Source organism: Mitsuaria sp. GD03876 (assembly GCF_029840635.1).
Lineage (GTDB): Bacteria > Pseudomonadota > Gammaproteobacteria > Burkholderiales > Burkholderiaceae_C > Roseateles.
Genome location: NZ_JAOCCU010000015.1, coordinates 68,782 through 83,541, shown reverse-complemented (window position 1 = coordinate 83,541; position 14,760 = coordinate 68,782). Strand labels below are relative to the sequence as shown.

18 protein-coding genes are annotated in these 14,760 nt (G+C 69.3%); 12 read left to right on the top strand and 6 right to left on the bottom strand.

The genetic code is table 11. The features are described 5' to 3' along the window. Window positions 1–82: 82 nt before the first annotated feature. The 3 genes from N5D62_RS11775 to N5D62_RS11765 all read right to left on the bottom strand — a co-directional run bounded on the left by N5D62_RS11775 (window position 83) and on the right by N5D62_RS11765 (window position 2,233). Entirely contained in the window at window positions 83–826 is a 744-nt protein-coding gene (locus N5D62_RS11775; protein WP_279757997.1) for a response regulator transcription factor, read from the bottom strand. 254 nt (window positions 827–1,080) lie between these two features. Then, window positions 1,081–1,533 (bottom strand): MaoC family dehydratase, encoded by a 453-nt coding sequence (locus N5D62_RS11770; protein WP_279757996.1) that lies wholly within the window; start codon window positions 1,531–1,533, stop codon window positions 1,081–1,083. 46 nt (window positions 1,534–1,579) lie between these two features. Further along, window positions 1,580–2,233 carry a ParA family protein gene (locus N5D62_RS11765; protein ID WP_279757994.1) on the bottom strand — a complete coding sequence of 218 codons (654 nt, stop codon included), beginning with the start codon at window positions 2,231–2,233 and terminating at the stop codon, window positions 1,580–1,582. 61 nt (window positions 2,234–2,294) lie between these two features. On the opposite strand from N5D62_RS11765, the gene N5D62_RS11760 reads away from it, so the two are divergent. The 3 genes from N5D62_RS11760 to N5D62_RS11750 are packed head-to-tail and all read left to right on the top strand — an operon-like array spanning window position 2,295 to window position 5,261. After that, window positions 2,295–2,912: an NAD(P)H-dependent oxidoreductase gene (locus N5D62_RS11760; protein ID WP_279757992.1), complete on the top strand. Its 618-nt coding sequence runs from the start codon at window positions 2,295–2,297 to the stop codon at window positions 2,910–2,912. After that, the gene (gene kefC, locus N5D62_RS11755) at window positions 2,912–4,795 is read left to right on the top strand and encodes a glutathione-regulated potassium-efflux system protein KefC (RefSeq protein ID WP_279757991.1); all 1,884 of its coding nucleotides are present in this window, start codon (window positions 2,912–2,914) and stop codon (window positions 4,793–4,795) included. The genes N5D62_RS11760 and kefC overlap by 1 nt, the downstream gene beginning before the upstream one ends. A 25-nt stretch (window positions 4,796–4,820) precedes the next feature. Further along, window positions 4,821–5,261: a DUF1841 family protein gene (locus N5D62_RS11750; protein ID WP_279757990.1), complete on the top strand. Its 441-nt coding sequence runs from the start codon at window positions 4,821–4,823 to the stop codon at window positions 5,259–5,261. A 67-nt stretch (window positions 5,262–5,328) separates the two neighbouring features. Here the strand turns inward: N5D62_RS11750 and N5D62_RS11745 are convergent, their stop codons facing one another. The 3 genes from N5D62_RS11745 to flgA all read right to left on the bottom strand — a co-directional run bounded on the left by N5D62_RS11745 (window position 5,329) and on the right by flgA (window position 7,055). Beyond that, window positions 5,329–5,718, bottom strand: a complete 390-nt coding sequence (locus N5D62_RS11745; protein WP_279757989.1) for a hypothetical protein — start codon at window positions 5,716–5,718, stop codon at window positions 5,329–5,331. 62 nt (window positions 5,719–5,780) lie between these two features. Further along, complete coding sequence (gene flgM, locus N5D62_RS11740; RefSeq protein WP_279757988.1) at window positions 5,781–6,104, bottom strand: flagellar biosynthesis anti-sigma factor FlgM; 324 nt, start codon at window positions 6,102–6,104, stop codon at window positions 5,781–5,783. Window positions 6,105–6,224: 120 nt separating this feature from the next. Next, entirely contained in the window at window positions 6,225–7,055 is an 831-nt protein-coding gene (gene flgA, locus N5D62_RS11735; protein WP_279757987.1) for a flagellar basal body P-ring formation chaperone FlgA, read from the bottom strand. Between the two features lie 164 nt (window positions 7,056–7,219). On the opposite strand from flgA, the gene flgB reads away from it, so the two are divergent. The 9 genes from flgB (at window position 7,220) to flgJ (ending at window position 14,748) form a co-directional block, all read left to right on the top strand. After that, complete coding sequence (flgB, locus tag N5D62_RS11730) at window positions 7,220–7,606, top strand: flagellar basal body rod protein FlgB (protein ID WP_279757986.1); 387 nt, start codon at window positions 7,220–7,222, stop codon at window positions 7,604–7,606. Window positions 7,607–7,641: 35 nt separating this feature from the next. Then, a complete protein-coding gene (gene flgC, locus N5D62_RS11725) occupies window positions 7,642–8,058 on the top strand; it encodes a flagellar basal body rod protein FlgC (RefSeq protein ID WP_279757985.1) in 417 nt (138 codons plus the stop codon). A gap of 41 nt (window positions 8,059–8,099) precedes the next feature. Continuing rightward, complete coding sequence (locus tag N5D62_RS11720) at window positions 8,100–8,753, top strand: flagellar hook capping FlgD N-terminal domain-containing protein (RefSeq protein ID WP_279757984.1); 654 nt, start codon at window positions 8,100–8,102, stop codon at window positions 8,751–8,753. A gap of 78 nt (window positions 8,754–8,831) precedes the next feature. Then, window positions 8,832–10,235 (top strand): flagellar hook protein FlgE, encoded by a 1,404-nt coding sequence (gene flgE / locus N5D62_RS11715; RefSeq protein ID WP_279757971.1) that lies wholly within the window; start codon window positions 8,832–8,834, stop codon window positions 10,233–10,235. 43 nt (window positions 10,236–10,278) lie between these two features. Further along, window positions 10,279–11,007 carry a flagellar basal-body rod protein FlgF gene (gene flgF / locus N5D62_RS11710; protein WP_279757968.1) on the top strand — a complete coding sequence of 243 codons (729 nt, stop codon included), beginning with the start codon at window positions 10,279–10,281 and terminating at the stop codon, window positions 11,005–11,007. Between the two features lie 48 nt (window positions 11,008–11,055). After that, window positions 11,056–11,838 (top strand): flagellar basal-body rod protein FlgG, encoded by a 783-nt coding sequence (gene flgG, locus N5D62_RS11705; RefSeq protein ID WP_279757965.1) that lies wholly within the window; start codon window positions 11,056–11,058, stop codon window positions 11,836–11,838. 94 nt (window positions 11,839–11,932) lie between these two features. Then, window positions 11,933–12,649 (top strand): flagellar basal body L-ring protein FlgH, encoded by a 717-nt coding sequence (locus N5D62_RS11700; protein WP_279757964.1) that lies wholly within the window; start codon window positions 11,933–11,935, stop codon window positions 12,647–12,649. Window positions 12,650–12,785: 136 nt separating this feature from the next. Beyond that, complete coding sequence (locus N5D62_RS11695) at window positions 12,786–13,859, top strand: flagellar basal body P-ring protein FlgI (protein WP_279758041.1); 1,074 nt, start codon at window positions 12,786–12,788, stop codon at window positions 13,857–13,859. A 1-nt stretch (window position 13,860) separates the two neighbouring features. After that, entirely contained in the window at window positions 13,861–14,748 is an 888-nt protein-coding gene (gene flgJ / locus N5D62_RS11690; protein WP_279757963.1) for a flagellar assembly peptidoglycan hydrolase FlgJ, read from the top strand. Window positions 14,749–14,760 lie beyond the last annotated feature (12 nt).

Genomic DNA, 14,760 nt, shown 5'->3' with positions numbered 1-14,760 from the left:
CGATGCCGGCGCCAATGACAACGACCTCCGCTCGGGAGGTCGTTTCATTTGCGGGAGCCGCGCGGGGCGCGGTCCGGCAGACTCAGCGGAAGGTGGTGAACGCGGCGTTCGGCTGCCGCTGCACCATCTGGCCGACGGCCAGCACCGCCTGCGTCCGAGAGCTGACGCCCAGCGCCTTCAGCACTGCGGCGACGTGGTCCTTGATCGTCTCCACCGACACGCCCAGCTCGCGGGCGATGATCTTGTTGGGCTTGCCCTGCAGCAGCAACGCCAGCACATCGGTCTGGCGGGGCGTCAGCTGCAGGCTCTCCAGCCCGGCGGTCGTCTGGTAACCGGCCTGGCTGGCCAGCGCCTGCACCTGGTGCAGCTTGGTGTTGACCGGCGCCGACGCGCTGTCGGCGACGACGATCGGTTCCGGCTCCGGCGCGTCCGAGCCCAGCGACATCGGCGGCACGTAGATGCCGCCCGACATCACCAGCTTGAGCGCCTGCGCCAGCACGTCGTTCCCGGTGCGCTTCGGGATGAAGCCCATCGCGCCCTGGTCGATCGCGCGGATCACGTCGCTGGCGCGGTCCGAGGCGGAAATCACCACCACCGGCAGCGACGGGTACTGCGCGCGGAACTCCTCCAGCACGTCGAAGCCGCTGGCATCGCCCAAATTCAGATCCAGCAGCACCAGGTCGAAATCCTGCCTCGCCTTGAGCGTGTCCCGCGCCTGAGCCGCGCTGTCGGCGCCCAGCACCTGCACGTCTTCTCCCAGACCTTGAATCACAGTCTGGAGCGCGGCCAGGATCAGCGGGTGGTCGTCGATCAGCAGAACCCTCACGGGCGTGTCTCCTTGGATAGAACTAGGGCGCGATCATAGGCGCGCACTTTCGGCCCGGCACTCCCCCTTACGGTGGCATCGCTACCAGCGGAAAGTTCTATTGGCAAACACAAAAAATGATGCTCGCACGGGCGAGTACCCCTGTGTAAGGGTAGTCCGCTTCCTGTCACGACAGCAAAAAGCCGCTTCCGAAATGATGGAAATGCGAGCGCCGTGCGCGTTTCGCGCAGCCGCCACGTGGCGGCAAACGCACGTCAGCGGTACTGGCGCGTCAGCGATTCGGCGATGCAGACCGGCTTGCCGCCGGCCTCGCGCTCGACGGTGACCTCCACCATCATCTGCACGCCGCCGTCGACCGGCTCCAGGCGCTTGAGCACGAAACGCCCGCGCAGCCGGCTGCCCACCGGGACCGGCGCCGGGAAGCGCACCCGGTCCAGCCCGTAGTTGAGGCCCATGCGGACTTCCCTCACCCGAAAGGCGGTCTCGTAGAAACGCGGCAGCAGGCTGAGGGTCAGGAAGCCGTGCGCGATGGTCGCACCGAACGGTCCGGCGGCGGCGCGTTCCGGGTCGGTGTGGATCCATTGCTGGTCCTCGGTCGCGTCGGCGAACGCCTGGATCCGCGGCTGGTTCACCGCGATCCAGTCCGACACCCCGATCTCCTCGCCCACCAGGGGCGCCAGGTCTTCCAGCTTCTCGAACATCCGCATCCCGATCTCCTGTCGTTGGATCAGGCGCCGGGCGGATGCGGAGCGATCACTCCTTGCCGACCGCGGTCGACCGTTCCAGCCAGGCGCACAGCCGTTGCCATTGCTCCAGATCGCGCGTCACCCGGCCCGGGGCGATGTCCCAGAGCGTCAGGCCGCGGGCGGCCAGCTGCACGTAGTTCTGGGTGTCGCGCAGCTCCGCCAGCAGCGGCAGCCCGAGCTGCTCGATGAACTGGTGCAGCTGCTGCTGCGACAGCGTCCCCTCGCGCACCCGCATCGCCACCAGGGCGATCTCGGGCCGCTCGCCGAGCTTGTCGCGATCGTGGGCGTGATCTTGCAGCTCGCGCACGAAGTCGTATGTCGCCTGGATGTCAAACAGGCTGGGCTGCAGCGGCACGACCACGCGTTCGGCGACCTTGAGCGCCTGCGTCAGCCGCTTGCCGCGCAGGCCCGCGGGCGTGTCCAGCACCGCGTGCGACACGCCCTTGGGCGTGCGCAGCTGTTCCGTCGAAGCGAGTTCCCAGCCGCGGATCGCCGGCAGCGCCGCGGGGCGCTGGGCCAGCCAGCGGGCCGAGGACTGCTGGCGGTCGATGTCGCCCAGCATCACCGCGTGGCCGCGATGCGCCAGGAAGCCCGCGATGTTGCTCGCGAGCGTGCTCTTGCCAACGCCGCCCTTCGGGTTGGCGACCAGGATCACGGGCATGGCCTCTCCTCTCCTCGATGAGGTGCGCGGGATGTTATGCGATACCGCAAAATCCGCCGCCATGACCGCCCCGTCCATCCTCATCCTGAGCGCGCATCCCGACCTGGCGCACTCCCGCGTCACCCGCGCGATGCTGTCGGCCGCCCACGGGCTGCCCGACGTCCGCGTGCGCGACCTCTACGCGCTCTATCCCGATTACGCGATCGACACCGCCGCCGAGCAGGAGGCGCTGCGCGACGCCGAGCTGCTGGTCTGGCTGCACCCGATGCACTGGTACGGCATGCCGGCGCTGATGAAGCTGTGGGTGGACGAGGTGCTCAGCATCGGCTTCGCCTACGGCCAGGAAGGCCACGCGCTGCACGGCAAGGACCTGTGGCTGGTGACCTCCACCGGCGGCAGCGCCCACTCGTACGGCGCCGACGGCTACAACCGCCACCCGGTCGGCGACTTCCTGCTGCCCTATGCCCAGACCGCCGCGCTGTGCGGCATGCGCTTCCTGCCGCCGCTGGTGCTGCACGGCGCGCAGAAGGCCACCGCCGAGCAGGTCCAGGCCCATGCGCAGGCCTTCCTGGAGGGCCTGCGCGCGCTGCCCGAATGGTGCGAGCGCCAGCCCGAACCCGCCCAGGAGGCGGTCCCCGACGACGAGCGCCCGGTGCGCGAGGAAGGAGCGCCGGTCTGATGGACACCGCTTCCCATGCCGTTCATGGCAACTGGCTGCTGACGCCGCTGGTGCTGCTGGCCGCCGCCGTGCTGGCGGTGCCGCTGGCCCGGGGCCTGAAGCTCGGCTCCATCCTGGGCTACCTGGTGGCCGGCGTGCTGCTCGGGCCGCAGGTGCTCGGACTGATCAGCCAGCCGGCCACGGTGCTGGAGGTCGGCGAATTCGGCGTCGTGCTGATGATGTTCCTGGTCGGCCTGGAGCTCGAGCCCAAGCGGCTGTGGGCGATGCGCCGGCCGATCTTCGGCTGGGGCTCGGCGCAGATGCTGGGCTGCGCGGCGCTGCTGCTGATCCCGTCGTTCTTCCTGGACGCCGACTGGCATGCCGCGGTGATCGCGGCGCTGGGGCTGGCGATGTCGTCGACCGCGGTGGCGCTGGCGGTACTGGCGGAGAAGAACCTCGGCGGCACCCGCGCCGGCCAGAGCGTCATCAGCGTGGCGCTGCTGCAGGACATCGCCGCGATCCCGGTGCTGGCGCTGGTGCCGATCCTGGCCAGCCAGGGCCGGCCCGCGGCCGGGCATTCGGGCGGGCGGATCTGGCTGGCGCTGGGCGCGCTGGTGCTGATCGTGCTCGGCGGCCGGCTGCTGCTGCGGCCGCTGCTGCGCTGGATCGCGCGCAGCGGCACGCCGGAGATCTTCACCGCCGCGTCGCTGCTGCTGGTGCTCGCGGCGGCGATGCTGATGCAGAAGGTCGGGCTGTCGATGGCGCTGGGCGCCTTCGCCGCCGGCGTGCTGCTCGCCGAAAGCGAGTACCGCCGCGCGCTGGAGGCCGACCTGGAGCCGTTCAAGGGCCTGCTGCTCGGGATGTTCTTCATCGCCGTGGGCATGGGGCTGGACCTGACGGTGCTGTGGCAGAAGCCGTTCGCGGTGCTGGGCCTGCTGGCGGCGCTGTGGCTGTGCAAGGGCCTGGTGCTGGCGGTGCTGGGCCGGCTGATGGGCTTGCCCCGGCCGGAGCGCGCGGTGTTCGTGATCCTGCTGGCGCAGGGCGGGGAATTCGGCTTCGTCGTCTTCCAGCTGGCCGAGCAGGCGACGCTGCTGGACGCGGCGCAGCGCTCGGTGCTCGTCGCGGCGGTGGCGCTGTCGCTGGCATTGACGCCGGCGCTGCTGGCCTGGGCGCAGCGCCGCGCGGGCCAGGTCGAGCGCAAGTCCCCGCACGAGCTCACCGAGCAACAGGACTCGCAGGTCGTCATCGCGGGCTTCGGCCGCTACGGGCAGATCATCGGCCGGATGCTGTTCGCCAACGGCATCCCGGCGACCGTGCTGGACCACGACGCGGACACGGTGGAGTCGCTGCGGCGCTTCGGCTGGCGGGTGTTCTGGGGCGACGCGACGCGGCTGGAGCTGCTGCGCACCGCCGGCGCCGAGCGCGCGCACGTGCTGGTGCTGGCGGTCGACGACTTCAACCACAGCGTCAAGATCGCCGAGATCGCGCGGCAGCACTTCCCGCACCTGACGATCGTGGCGCGGGCGCGCAACGTGCAGCATTACTACGCGCTGCGGGAGCTGGGCGTGGAGCTGATCGAGCGCGAGACGCTGGACTCGGCGCTGATGAGCGCGCGCAGCGTGCTCGAGCAGCTCGGCTGGGAACGGCACGCGGCGCGGCAGATGGCCTGGCGTTTCCGGCGCCACACGGTCGAGCAGACCGAGGAGATGCGCCCGCACCGCGGCGACCTGGACACGCTGATCGCGATGTCCAAGCGCGGCCGGGAACAGCTGGAGGAGCGCCTGGCCGCCGAGCGGCGCGCGCTGGCCGAGGGCAAGCGGACCAATCCGTGGCACGAGCCGCATCAGGCGCCGGGGGCCGCGCCCGCCGCGTCGGACCATCAGCCCCAGCCCGACAAGGCTTGAGCGGCCCGGCGACAATCGCGCCCTTATGTTTGCCCCTTCCCAACTCGAGGTCCGGCGTTTCTTCTGCCAGACCTACCGCAAGCAGCGCGACAGGCTGCCGCTGACGCCGATGGAGGCGATCGCCGCCGACTGGATCGAGCAGCACCCGGAGTACCACGATGAGCTGTCCGACGAGGACGCGGCGCTGGCGGCGGTCTACACCGTCGAGGACGGCCGCACGAATCCGTTCCTGCACCTGTCCATGCACCTGAGCCTGATCGAGCAGCACCAGATCGACCAGCCCACCGGCGTGCGCCAGGCGCTGGACCTGCTGGCCGCGCGCCGGCAGTCGCTGCACGAGGCGCACCACGAGGCGATGGAGTGCCTGGGCGAGATGATCTGGAGCTCGCAGCGCAGCGGCCTGCCGCCGGACGGCCACGTCTACCTGGACTGCCTGCGCCGCAAGGCGACCCGCACGCCGACCTGAACGGCGGCCCCAGAAGCAAAAAGGCCACGCATCGCGTGGCCTTTGTCGTTCAGGGAGCGAACTGGCGTCAAGCCTGAATCGACCCGCCCATCGCCGACTTGCGCTCGTTCTTGCCGGAGGCGCCGTACAGCCCGGTGGGCTCGCCAGGCATCAGCACGTCGATGGCGCGGTCCAGCGCCGCGGTCGCCCGGGCCAGCGACTCGCGCTGGGCGGCGACGCGGCCGCCGGCCTGCATCAGCCGGGTGCGCAGCTGGGCAGGCACCGTGCCGGTGCGCGCGGCCGCGCTGAACTGCTCGATCGCGCGGGCCAGGGCCGCGTGCAGCGACGCGGCATGCAGCTCGATCGCCTGCGAGTCGCGACGATGCAGCGCCTCGCCCAGCAGGTTGAGGCAGCTTTCGACGTCCTGCAGCGGCTGCTCCAGGTCGACGGGGGTCGTGTTCAGAGGCGTGGCGGTCATGGCGTCACCGGAAAAACCGTTGGTGAAAGTCGCTTCAGTTCAGCTTTTCACGAATCGCGAATTCAATGCGAGGGCTGGGTCCGGCCCAGCATCTCGGTCGCGTTGGCGATCAGCTTGTCGGCGATCGCGTCGGCGTTGATCTTGAACTCGCCCTTCTCGATCGCGCTGGCGATGCGCGCGACCTTTTCCGCGTCGAAGCTGCCGTCGTCCGCGGTGGCGCCCGAGATCAGGCTGCTCGCGGTGCTCGACAGCTCGACCTTGGACCCCTCGTCCGACTTGGCGACGCCGCCCTTGGCGGTCGCCTTCGCGCCCCCGTCGACGGCGCCCGAGGCGGTGCCGCCCACTTTCGAGTAGGCGTTCAGGTCAGCGTTGTTACCGATCTTCATGGCAAATCTCCATGGGCCCGAGGACTTCCGGAGCCCTTCCAATGACGGGTATATCGACCCGTCCGGGCGGAACTTGAGGGGCGAGCTTCACAAAAAGGACAGATCGCGGCGCGAGGGGCGTCACAGTACCACCTCCACCCGTCGTTCACCGATCGTACGCCCGGTGACCATGCGGCCATTGTCGAAGCGCACCCGGACGTCCTGGCCTTCCAGCCCGACGCCCATCGCCTGGCCTTCGCCCGCGATCGCGTAACCGTCGCCGGTCGCCATGACCTGCACCCGGTCGCCCGGTTGCACCCATTGGCGCAGTTTCAGGTCAGCCGACCGCAAGGCCTCCCCGGCCGCGACCGGCCGGGACAGGTGGCGGCCCAGCCAACCTTCCGCTTGTGTATAGATGGCGCCGGCCTCGCCGGCAATATCAACTTCGGCCAGCCGCAGATGTTCTTGAGTCAGGACCGTGCCGGCCGGCAGGTCCGCCGCGGCGACGAAGGCCTGACCGTACACCTTGATCGTCAGCGGCAGCGTGACATTCCATTTGGTCACGCCCGACAGGCAGCGCAGGCCCAGCCGGGTGCGGCCCCACATCCGGGAGCCCGCCGGCAGGTAGGGCTGGATCTGCGCGCACGGCGCCAGGCGCAGGCGCGGATCGAGCCGGCCCAGTTCCACCTCGACGCGGGCCTGGTTCGGCGCCACCTGGCGCGCGCCGGCCATCGCCAGCGTCTGCAGCCGGTCCTCCAGCGTCGCGTCCAGCGCGCCCAGGCCGGTGCCGCCGGCGGTCGACGACGGTTCGCTAATGGAAACAGCCTGCGGCGCCGAGGCGACCTGCACCGTCTGCGCCTCGGCCACGTCCAGCCATCCGAACATCAGCCACACCGACAGCAGCGCCCCCGCCAGCAGGGCGGGCAGCGCCTGCGCGTGGCAGGCAGGGGTGGAGGGGCAGCTTCTCGGCATGGGTCAGGACTGTACGGATCCGGGCAGCGCCAATGGCTTGGAAATGCGCCCGGATCACCCGTCTTATCGCGCTCATGTTTTCCGACCCGCTGCCCACAATGCCCGAACGTGACAAACCGGGCCCGCAGCCATGCCGGTCCGGCCCCGTCCCGAAGGAGCCGACCATGTTGAACCGACTGACCGACGCGATGAATTTCCAGGCCCAGGCGCTGACCCTGCGGGCCGAGCGTCAGCGCCTGCTCGCCAGCAACATCGCCAACGCGGACACCCCGGGCTACCAGTCCAAGGACATGGACTTCGCCAAGGCGCTGCGCGAGGCCACCTCCCCGGCCGCCGGCACGGACTCCAACCAGACCCTGACGCAACGCACGCAGCACGCGCTGCAGAGCAGCCTGAGCGCCATGACCAGCATGGACAGCAACACCGTCGACATGGACCGCGAGCGCGCCAGCTTCGCCGACAACACGGTGAAGTACGAGGCCTCGCTGCGGTTCCTCAACGGCTCCATCCGCACCATGATGGATGCGATGAAGTCGCCCAACGCGGCCTGAGCGGCCTGACGCCGAGCCAGAAGAAGGAGCCCGTCATGTCGATGTTCAGCATCTTCCACATCAGCGGCAGCGCCGTCAGCGCGCAGAGCCAGCGCCTGAACGCGGTGGCCAGCAACATGGCCAACGCCGACACCGTCGCCGGCCCGGACGGCCAGGCGTACAAGGCCCGCCAGGTCGTGTTCCAGAGCGTGCTGGCCCAGAACGGCACCGACGCGACCGACGTCGGCGTGCAGGTCGTCGGCGTCCAGGAGAACCAGGCCGCCGGCCGCCGCGTCCACGATCCCAGCCACCAGCTGGCCGACGCCGACGGCTACGTCACCTACAGCAACGTCAACAGCGTCGAGGAGATGGTCAACATGATCTCCGCCTCGCGCTCGTACCAGAACAACCTCGAGGTCATGGGCACCGCCAAGTCGCTGCTGCTCAAGACCCTGCAGATGGGCCAGGGCTGAGGCCCCGCTCTTCGTAGAACGAACAGACCGGAAGGCCCGCCATGGACTACACCTCGCTCAACGTCAACTCGAGCACGAACAAGACCGCGACCTCCTCCGCCGCCCAGAGCAGCGGCGCCGCGGACACGCAGGACCGCTTCCTGAAGCTGCTGGTGGCGCAGATGCAGAACCAGGACCCGATGAACCCGATGGACAACGCGCAGGTCACGACCCAGCTCGCGCAGATCCAGACGGTGACCGGCGTGGGCACGCTGAACAACAGCATTCAGAGCCTGTCCAACCAGTTCGAGCAGATGCAGGCGCTGCAGAGCGTCAGCCTGGTCGGCCGCGACGTGACGGTGCCCGGCAACAAGGTCACGGTCGCCGACGGCAAGGCCACGATGAACTTCGACCTGGCCGACGCCGCCGACACGGTGAAGCTGGAGGTGCTCAACGGCGCCGGCGCGGTGATCTCGACGCAGGACCTCGGCAAGATGAAGGCCGGCACCCAGTCCTACACCTGGGACGCGTCCAAGTCGCCCGAGACCGCCAACCTGACCTTCCGCGTCACGGCGACCAAGTCCGGCAACGCCGTCACCAGCACGACGCTGATGCGCGACACCGTGCGCTCCGTCAGCACCACGGGCGGCACGCTGCAGCTCGACCTCAAGAATTCCGGCCTGGTCTCTTACGACAAGGTCCGCGCGCTCGGCTGACGTTCAGCCGTCTCCCCCACGCCTCCCTCACGCCAGCCCCGCTAGCTTCGCTCGCCTGAACCGCCCAAGGACATCCCCATGAGCTTCCAACAAGGCCTCTCCGGACTGAACGCCTCCAGCAAGAACCTGGAGGTCATCGGCAACAACATCGCCAACGCGCAGACCTACGGCGCGAAATCGTCGCGGGCGGAGTTCGCCGACATGTACGCCTCGGCGCTCAACGGCGCGGGCACCAACCAGGTCGGCATCGGCGTGCAGATCCAGACGGTGGCCCAGCAGTTCACGCAGGGCAACATCTCGATCACCGAGAACCCGATGGACCTGGCCGTCAACGGCGCGGGCTTCTTCCAGGTCAGCGACGGCAAGAACCCGACGACGTACACCCGCAACGGCCAGTTCAAGGTCGACAAGGACGGCTTCATCGTCAACAACAGCCAGCTCAAGCTCCAGGGCTACCCCGCCGACGCCAACGGCGTGATCCAGCCCGGCCTGGCGCAGGACCTGAAGCTGCCCACCGGCGGCATCGACCCCAAGACCACCGGCAACATCAAGATGGAGTTCAACCTGGACTCCCGCGCCGGCCCGACCGCGGCCTACGACCTGACCGATCCGGCCGACCCGAACTCGGCCAAGATCGACAAGACCGGCCTGACGCTGAACGACCCGACGACGTACAACAACGCCACCTCGATGACGGTGTACGACGCCAAGGGCCAGCCGATCGCGCTGACGATGTACTTCCAGCGCGCCAACAACGACGACGCCAACGGCAACACCGTCTGGAACGTCTACCTGACGGCCAACGGCTCGGCGGTGCAGTACGACGCCCAGGGCAACCCGATCGAGACCGACAGCGGCCAGCCCAACGGCAACCCGCTGACGCCGTACACCCAGATGACCTTCCTGCCCACGGGCGGCAAGCCGGTCTCGCCCGGCCCGAGCGAATTCCTGAACCTGAAGGTGCCCGCCGGCGTGAACTCGCAGGGCGCGCCGACGCTGCCGATCCCCTCGCCGCCGGCCGACCCCTCCGACCCGTCGGTCAAGGGCATCTCGCTGGACCTGCGCTCGGGCACGGAGAACGGCTCCAACTTCGCCGTCACCGACCTGACGCAGGACGGCTACGCGCCGGGCCAGCTGGTGGGCATCAAGATCGAGGACAACGGCATCGTCACCGCCCGCTACTCGAACGGCGAATCGAAGCCGGCCGGCCAGGTCGAGCTCGCCAACTTCCGCAACCCGCAGGGCCTGCAGCCGCTGGGCGGCAACCTGTGGGCGCGCACGAACTCCTCGGGCGATCCGGTGGTGGGCGTGCCCGGCGACGGCAACCTGGGCTCGCTGACCCCGGGCGCGCTGGAGGAATCCAACGTCGACCTGACCTCCGAGCTGGTGAACATGGTGACCGCGCAGCGCGTCTACCAGGCCAACGCGCAGACCATCAAGACGCAGGACCAGGTCCTGCAGACGCTGGTCAACCTGCGTTGAGCGCGCAGCCGACGCCGCATCCGACCCGCGCTGAGGAGTTCCCATGGACCGCATGATCTACCTGTCGATGAGCGGCGCCCAGGCGGCGATGTCGCGCCAGGACGTGCTCTCCAACAACCTGGCCAACGCCAACAGCAACGGCTTCCGGGCCGAGCTGCAGGCGTTCCGCGCGGTGCCGATCCGCGGCGACGGCGCCTCCACCCGCGCCTTCGCGCTGGAGACGACCACCGGCCACGACCTCTCGGCCGGCCCGATCCAGCAGACCGACCGCAACCTGGACGTCGCCATGAAGGGCAAGTCCTGGATGGCGGTGCAGGCGCTGGACGGCACCGAGGCCTACACCCGCGCCGGCTCGATGGACGTGGACCAGGACGGCGTGCTGCGCATGCGCAACGGGCTGCAGGTGCTGGGCGATGGCGGCCCGATCACCGTGCCGCCCAACTCGACGATCTCCATCGGCGACGACGGCACCGTCGTGGCCAAGGCCGACGGCCAGCGCCCGGTGAACATCGGCCGCATCAAGCTCGTCACCGAGGACGGCCGCTTCACCCGGCGCGACGACGGCCTGTTCATCGCCGACGGCGGCGACCCGCTGCCCGCCGACCCGAACGCCCGGCTGCAGTCGGGCGCGCTCGAGGGCTCCAACGTCAGCCCGGTCGAGACCATGGTCGGCATGATCGCCGCCGCCCGCCAGTTCGAGCAGCAGATGAAGCTGCTCTCGATCGCCCAGACCCACGGCCAGGCAGCGTCCAAGCTGCTGTCCGACAGCTGATCCGCCCCCCCGGCCGATCCGCATTAGCTCAGGAATCAGGAGTCCCCGATGCTTCGCTCGCTCTGGACCGCCAAGACCGGCATGGAAGCCCAGCAGACCCAGCTGGACGTCATTTCGCACAACCTGGCCAACGTCTCGACCAACGGCTACAAGAAGTCCCACGCGGTCTTCGAGGACCTGATGTACCAGACGCTGCGCCAGCCCGGCGCCAACAACACCGAGCAGACCACGCTGCCCACCGGCATGCAGGTCGGCCTGGGCGCGCGCGCGGTGGCCACCTCGCGCAGCCACTCGCAGGGCAGCCTGACGCAGACGTCCAACTCGCTGGACGTGGCGGTCAAGGGCAACGGCTTCTTCCAGATCCAGATGCCCGACGGCACGACGGCCTACACCCGTGACGGCAGCTTCCAGCTCGACCCCAACGGCCAGATCGTCACCAACAACGGCAACACCGTGCTGCCCGGCCTGATCGTGCCGGCGGACGCCAAGTCGATCACCATCGGCGCGGACGGCACCGTCAGCGTCACCACCGCCGCCAGCGCCACGCCGACGACGCTGGGCCAGCTTCAGCTGGCGAACTTCATCAACCCGCCGGGGCTGGAGTCGCTGGGCGGCAACCTGTACGCGGAGACCGTCGCCTCGGGCACGCCGCAGACCGGCGCGCCGGGCCAGAACAGCCTGGGCACGGTGCAGCAGGGGTTCGTCGAGACCTCGAACGTCAACGTGGTCGAGGAACTGGTGCAGATGATCCAGACGCAGCGCGCCTACGAGATGAACTCCAAGGCGATCCAGACCACCGACCAGATGCTCCAGAAGCTGTCGCAGATCTGAGCGGCCAGGGCCCCGCTCTTCCGGCGACCGGGCGGTGAGCGCCCGGGCGACCATGCGAAGGCCCGCGCCCTTGTCCGCGATCCCAGGAGTAGTCATGCATCCGATCCCGTCTTCTTCCCGTGCGCTCGCCCGTCTGGCGAGGCGGCTCAGTGTTCCCGCCGCCGCGCTGGTTCTCAGCGCCTGCGGCACGATGTATCCGCAGCCGCGCGTGGACATGCAGCCCGCGCCGGTGGTGAAGATGCCCGAGCCGATTCCCGCCTCGGCCAACAACGGCGCGATCTACCAGAACGCGAACTACCGTCCGCTGTTCGAGGACCATCGCGCCCGGCTGGTCGGCGACATCGTCACGGTGCAGATCGTGGAGAAGGTCAGCGCCTCGCAGAAGTCCAGCAGCGACCTGGAGAAGACCGGCGGCCTGACCGCCGGCGTCACCGCGATCCCGGGCTTCAGCCCGAACTCGTTCGCCAGCGGGCGGGCGGAGGTCAGCGGCTCCTCGTCCAACAAGAACGCCGGCAAGGGCACGAACGAGAACACCAACGACTTCTCCGGCACGATCACCGCGGTGGTCACCGGCGTGCTGCCCAACGGCCACCTGCTGATCTCGGGCGAGAAGCAGGTCGGGGTGAACAACAACGTCGACGTGCTGCGCTTCTACGGCCAGGTCGACCCGCAGTCCATCCGCCAGGGCAACACGGTGGCCTCCACCGCGATCGCCAACGTGCGGGTGGAGCAGCGCGGCCGCGGCGCCGTGGCCGACGCGCATGGAATTGGCTGGCTATCCCGCTTCTTCTTGAACCTTTCGCCCATTTAAGTTTCCCCACAATCGGTCACACGAGTCTGGCAACCGTGTGACCGAGATGTACCCCTCCACTTCCGCCTTCCCCCGCTTCTTCCCCCGCTCCTCGCAAGGCGCTTTCCGCCTGCTGGCGTCCGGGCTGCTGTCGCTGATGGCCCTGCTGGCCGTGGCGACGCCGGCCCAGGCCACCCGCATCAAGGAAGTCGCGGCCGTGCAGGGCGTGCGTTCCAACCCGCTGACCGGCTACGGCCTGGTCGTGGGCCTGGACGGCACCGGCGACCAGACCACGCAGGCCCCGTTCACCGGCCAGAGCATGACCGCCATGCTGCAGCAGTTCGGCGTGCTGCTCCCGCCCGGCGTGACCATGCAGCCGCGCAACGTGGCCGCGGTCATGATCACCACCCAGCTCCCCCCGTTCGCGCAGCCCGGCCAGCCGCTGGACGTCGTCGTCTCGTCCATGGGCAACGCCAAGAGCCTGCGCGGCGGCACGCTGATCGCCACGCCGCTGCGCGGCGCCGACGGCCAGGTGTACGCGATCGCCCAGGGCAACCTGGTGGTCGGCGGCGCCGGCGCGTCCGCGGGCGGCTCCAAGGTCCAGATCAACCACCTGAGCGCCGGCCGCATCCCCGGCGGCGCGCTGGTCGAACGCAGCGTGCCCACGCCGCTGCAGCAGAACGAGTGGCTGCAGCTGGACCTGAACAGTTCCGACTTCGGCACCGCGCGCGCCGTCGCCAAGGCCATCAACCGGGCCAAGGGCGAAGGCACGGCGATGGCGCTGGACGGCCGCGTGGTCAAGGTCCGCGCGCCGCTGACGCCCGACGCCCGCGTCGCCTTCCTGGCCGACATGGAGAACCTGAGCTTCGACCAGGAGGTCCCGGCCGCGCGCGTCGTCATCAACGCCCGCACCGGCTCGGTGGTGATGAACCAGGCCGTCACGCTGCAGCCCTGCGCGGTCGCGCACGGCAACCTGGCGGTGACCATCTCCAGCACGCCGCAGGTCAGCCAGCCCAACGCGCTCTCGGGCGGCCAGACCACGGTCACGCAGAAGACCGACATCTCCATCAAGCAGGACCCGGGCACGCTGATCCAGCTGCCCGCGGGCACGCGGCTCAACGACGTCGTCAAGGCGCTGAACACGCTGGGCGCGACGCCGCAGGACCTGCTGGCGATCCTCCAGGCGATGAAGAGCGCCGGCGCGCTGCAGGCCGAGCTCGAGGTGATCTGACATGGCCCTCTCCACACCTCTCAGCACGGCGCTCGGCATGGGCGTCAATGGGCTGTCGTCCGACACGCGCTCGGTCGAGCAGCTGAAGTCGACCGCCTCGCGCGACCCGAAGGCCGCGGTCAAGGAGACCGCGCGCCAGTTCGAGGCCCTCTTCATGCAGGAAGTGATGAAGAGCATGCGCCAGGCCACGATGAGCAGCGGGATGATGGAGAACTCGGCCACGCAGATGGGCTCCGAGATGCTGGACCAGCAGTACGCCGCGAAGATGACCGGCCTGCCCGGCGGCCTGTCGCAGGCGATCGAGCGCCACCTGCAGCGCCAGCTCGGCGTCAAGGACGGCGAGCTCCCGAGCGCCAAGGACGCGACCAAGACCCAGCAGCTGCCGCAGCTCGCGGTCAAGAACGTGCAGCCGCACGTGCAGGACTTCATCCTCAAGCACGACGCGGCGGCCAAGTCCGCGCAGGCCGCCACCGGCATCCCGGCCAGCTTCATGATCGCGCAGGCCGCGCATGAGTCCGGCTGGGGCAAGCGCGAGATCCTGAACAAGGACGGCTCGAGCAGCTTCAACGTCTTCGGCATCAAGGCCGGCGGCAGCTGGACCGGCAAGGTCGCCGAGGTGCCGACCACCGAGTACGTCGACGGCAAGCCGGTCAAGGTGATGGCCAAGTTCCGCGCCTACGGCAGCTACGAGGAAGCGTTCAAGGACTACGCCAAGCTGATCGGCAACAACGACCGCTACCGCGACGTCGTGGCCAAGGCCAACACCGGCAGCGCCGAGGGTTTCGCCAAGGGCCTGCAGAAGGCCGGCTACGCGACCGACCCGGACTACGCGACCAAGCTCGCGCGCACGATCAACACCACGATGCGCGTGCAGCGCGCGCTGGCCTGACGGGCGCCGCTG

Bases quoted from the DNA above. Each gene is read 5' to 3' on its own strand.
- flgA (WP_279757987.1), bottom strand. From the start codon at position 7,055: ATGCCGAGAAGCTGCCCCTCCACCCCTGCCTGCCACGCGCAGGCGCTG.
- N5D62_RS11750 (WP_279757990.1), top strand. From the start codon at position 4,821: ATGTTTGCCCCTTCCCAACTCGAGGTCCGGCGTTTCTTCTGCCAGACC.
- N5D62_RS11720 (WP_279757984.1), top strand. From the start codon at position 8,100: ATGGACTACACCTCGCTCAACGTCAACTCGAGCACGAACAAGACCGCG.
- kefC (WP_279757991.1), top strand. From the start codon at position 2,912: ATGGACACCGCTTCCCATGCCGTTCATGGCAACTGGCTGCTGACGCCG.
- flgE (WP_279757971.1), top strand. From the start codon at position 8,832: ATGAGCTTCCAACAAGGCCTCTCCGGACTGAACGCCTCCAGCAAGAAC.
- N5D62_RS11700 (WP_279757964.1), top strand. From the start codon at position 11,933: ATGCATCCGATCCCGTCTTCTTCCCGTGCGCTCGCCCGTCTGGCGAGG.
- flgF (WP_279757968.1), top strand. From the start codon at position 10,279: ATGGACCGCATGATCTACCTGTCGATGAGCGGCGCCCAGGCGGCGATG.
- N5D62_RS11760 (WP_279757992.1), top strand. From the start codon at position 2,295: ATGACCGCCCCGTCCATCCTCATCCTGAGCGCGCATCCCGACCTGGCG.
- flgG (WP_279757965.1), top strand. From the start codon at position 11,056: ATGCTTCGCTCGCTCTGGACCGCCAAGACCGGCATGGAAGCCCAGCAG.
- flgC (WP_279757985.1), top strand. From the start codon at position 7,642: ATGTCGATGTTCAGCATCTTCCACATCAGCGGCAGCGCCGTCAGCGCG.
- N5D62_RS11770 (WP_279757996.1), bottom strand. From the start codon at position 1,533: ATGCGGATGTTCGAGAAGCTGGAAGACCTGGCGCCCCTGGTGGGCGAG.
- N5D62_RS11765 (WP_279757994.1), bottom strand. From the start codon at position 2,233: ATGCCCGTGATCCTGGTCGCCAACCCGAAGGGCGGCGTTGGCAAGAGC.
- flgB (WP_279757986.1), top strand. From the start codon at position 7,220: ATGTTGAACCGACTGACCGACGCGATGAATTTCCAGGCCCAGGCGCTG.
- flgM (WP_279757988.1), bottom strand. From the start codon at position 6,104: ATGAAGATCGGTAACAACGCTGACCTGAACGCCTACTCGAAAGTGGGC.
- flgJ (WP_279757963.1), top strand. From the start codon at position 13,861: ATGGCCCTCTCCACACCTCTCAGCACGGCGCTCGGCATGGGCGTCAAT.
- N5D62_RS11745 (WP_279757989.1), bottom strand. From the start codon at position 5,718: ATGACCGCCACGCCTCTGAACACGACCCCCGTCGACCTGGAGCAGCCG.
- N5D62_RS11695 (WP_279758041.1), top strand. From the start codon at position 12,786: ATGGCCCTGCTGGCCGTGGCGACGCCGGCCCAGGCCACCCGCATCAAG.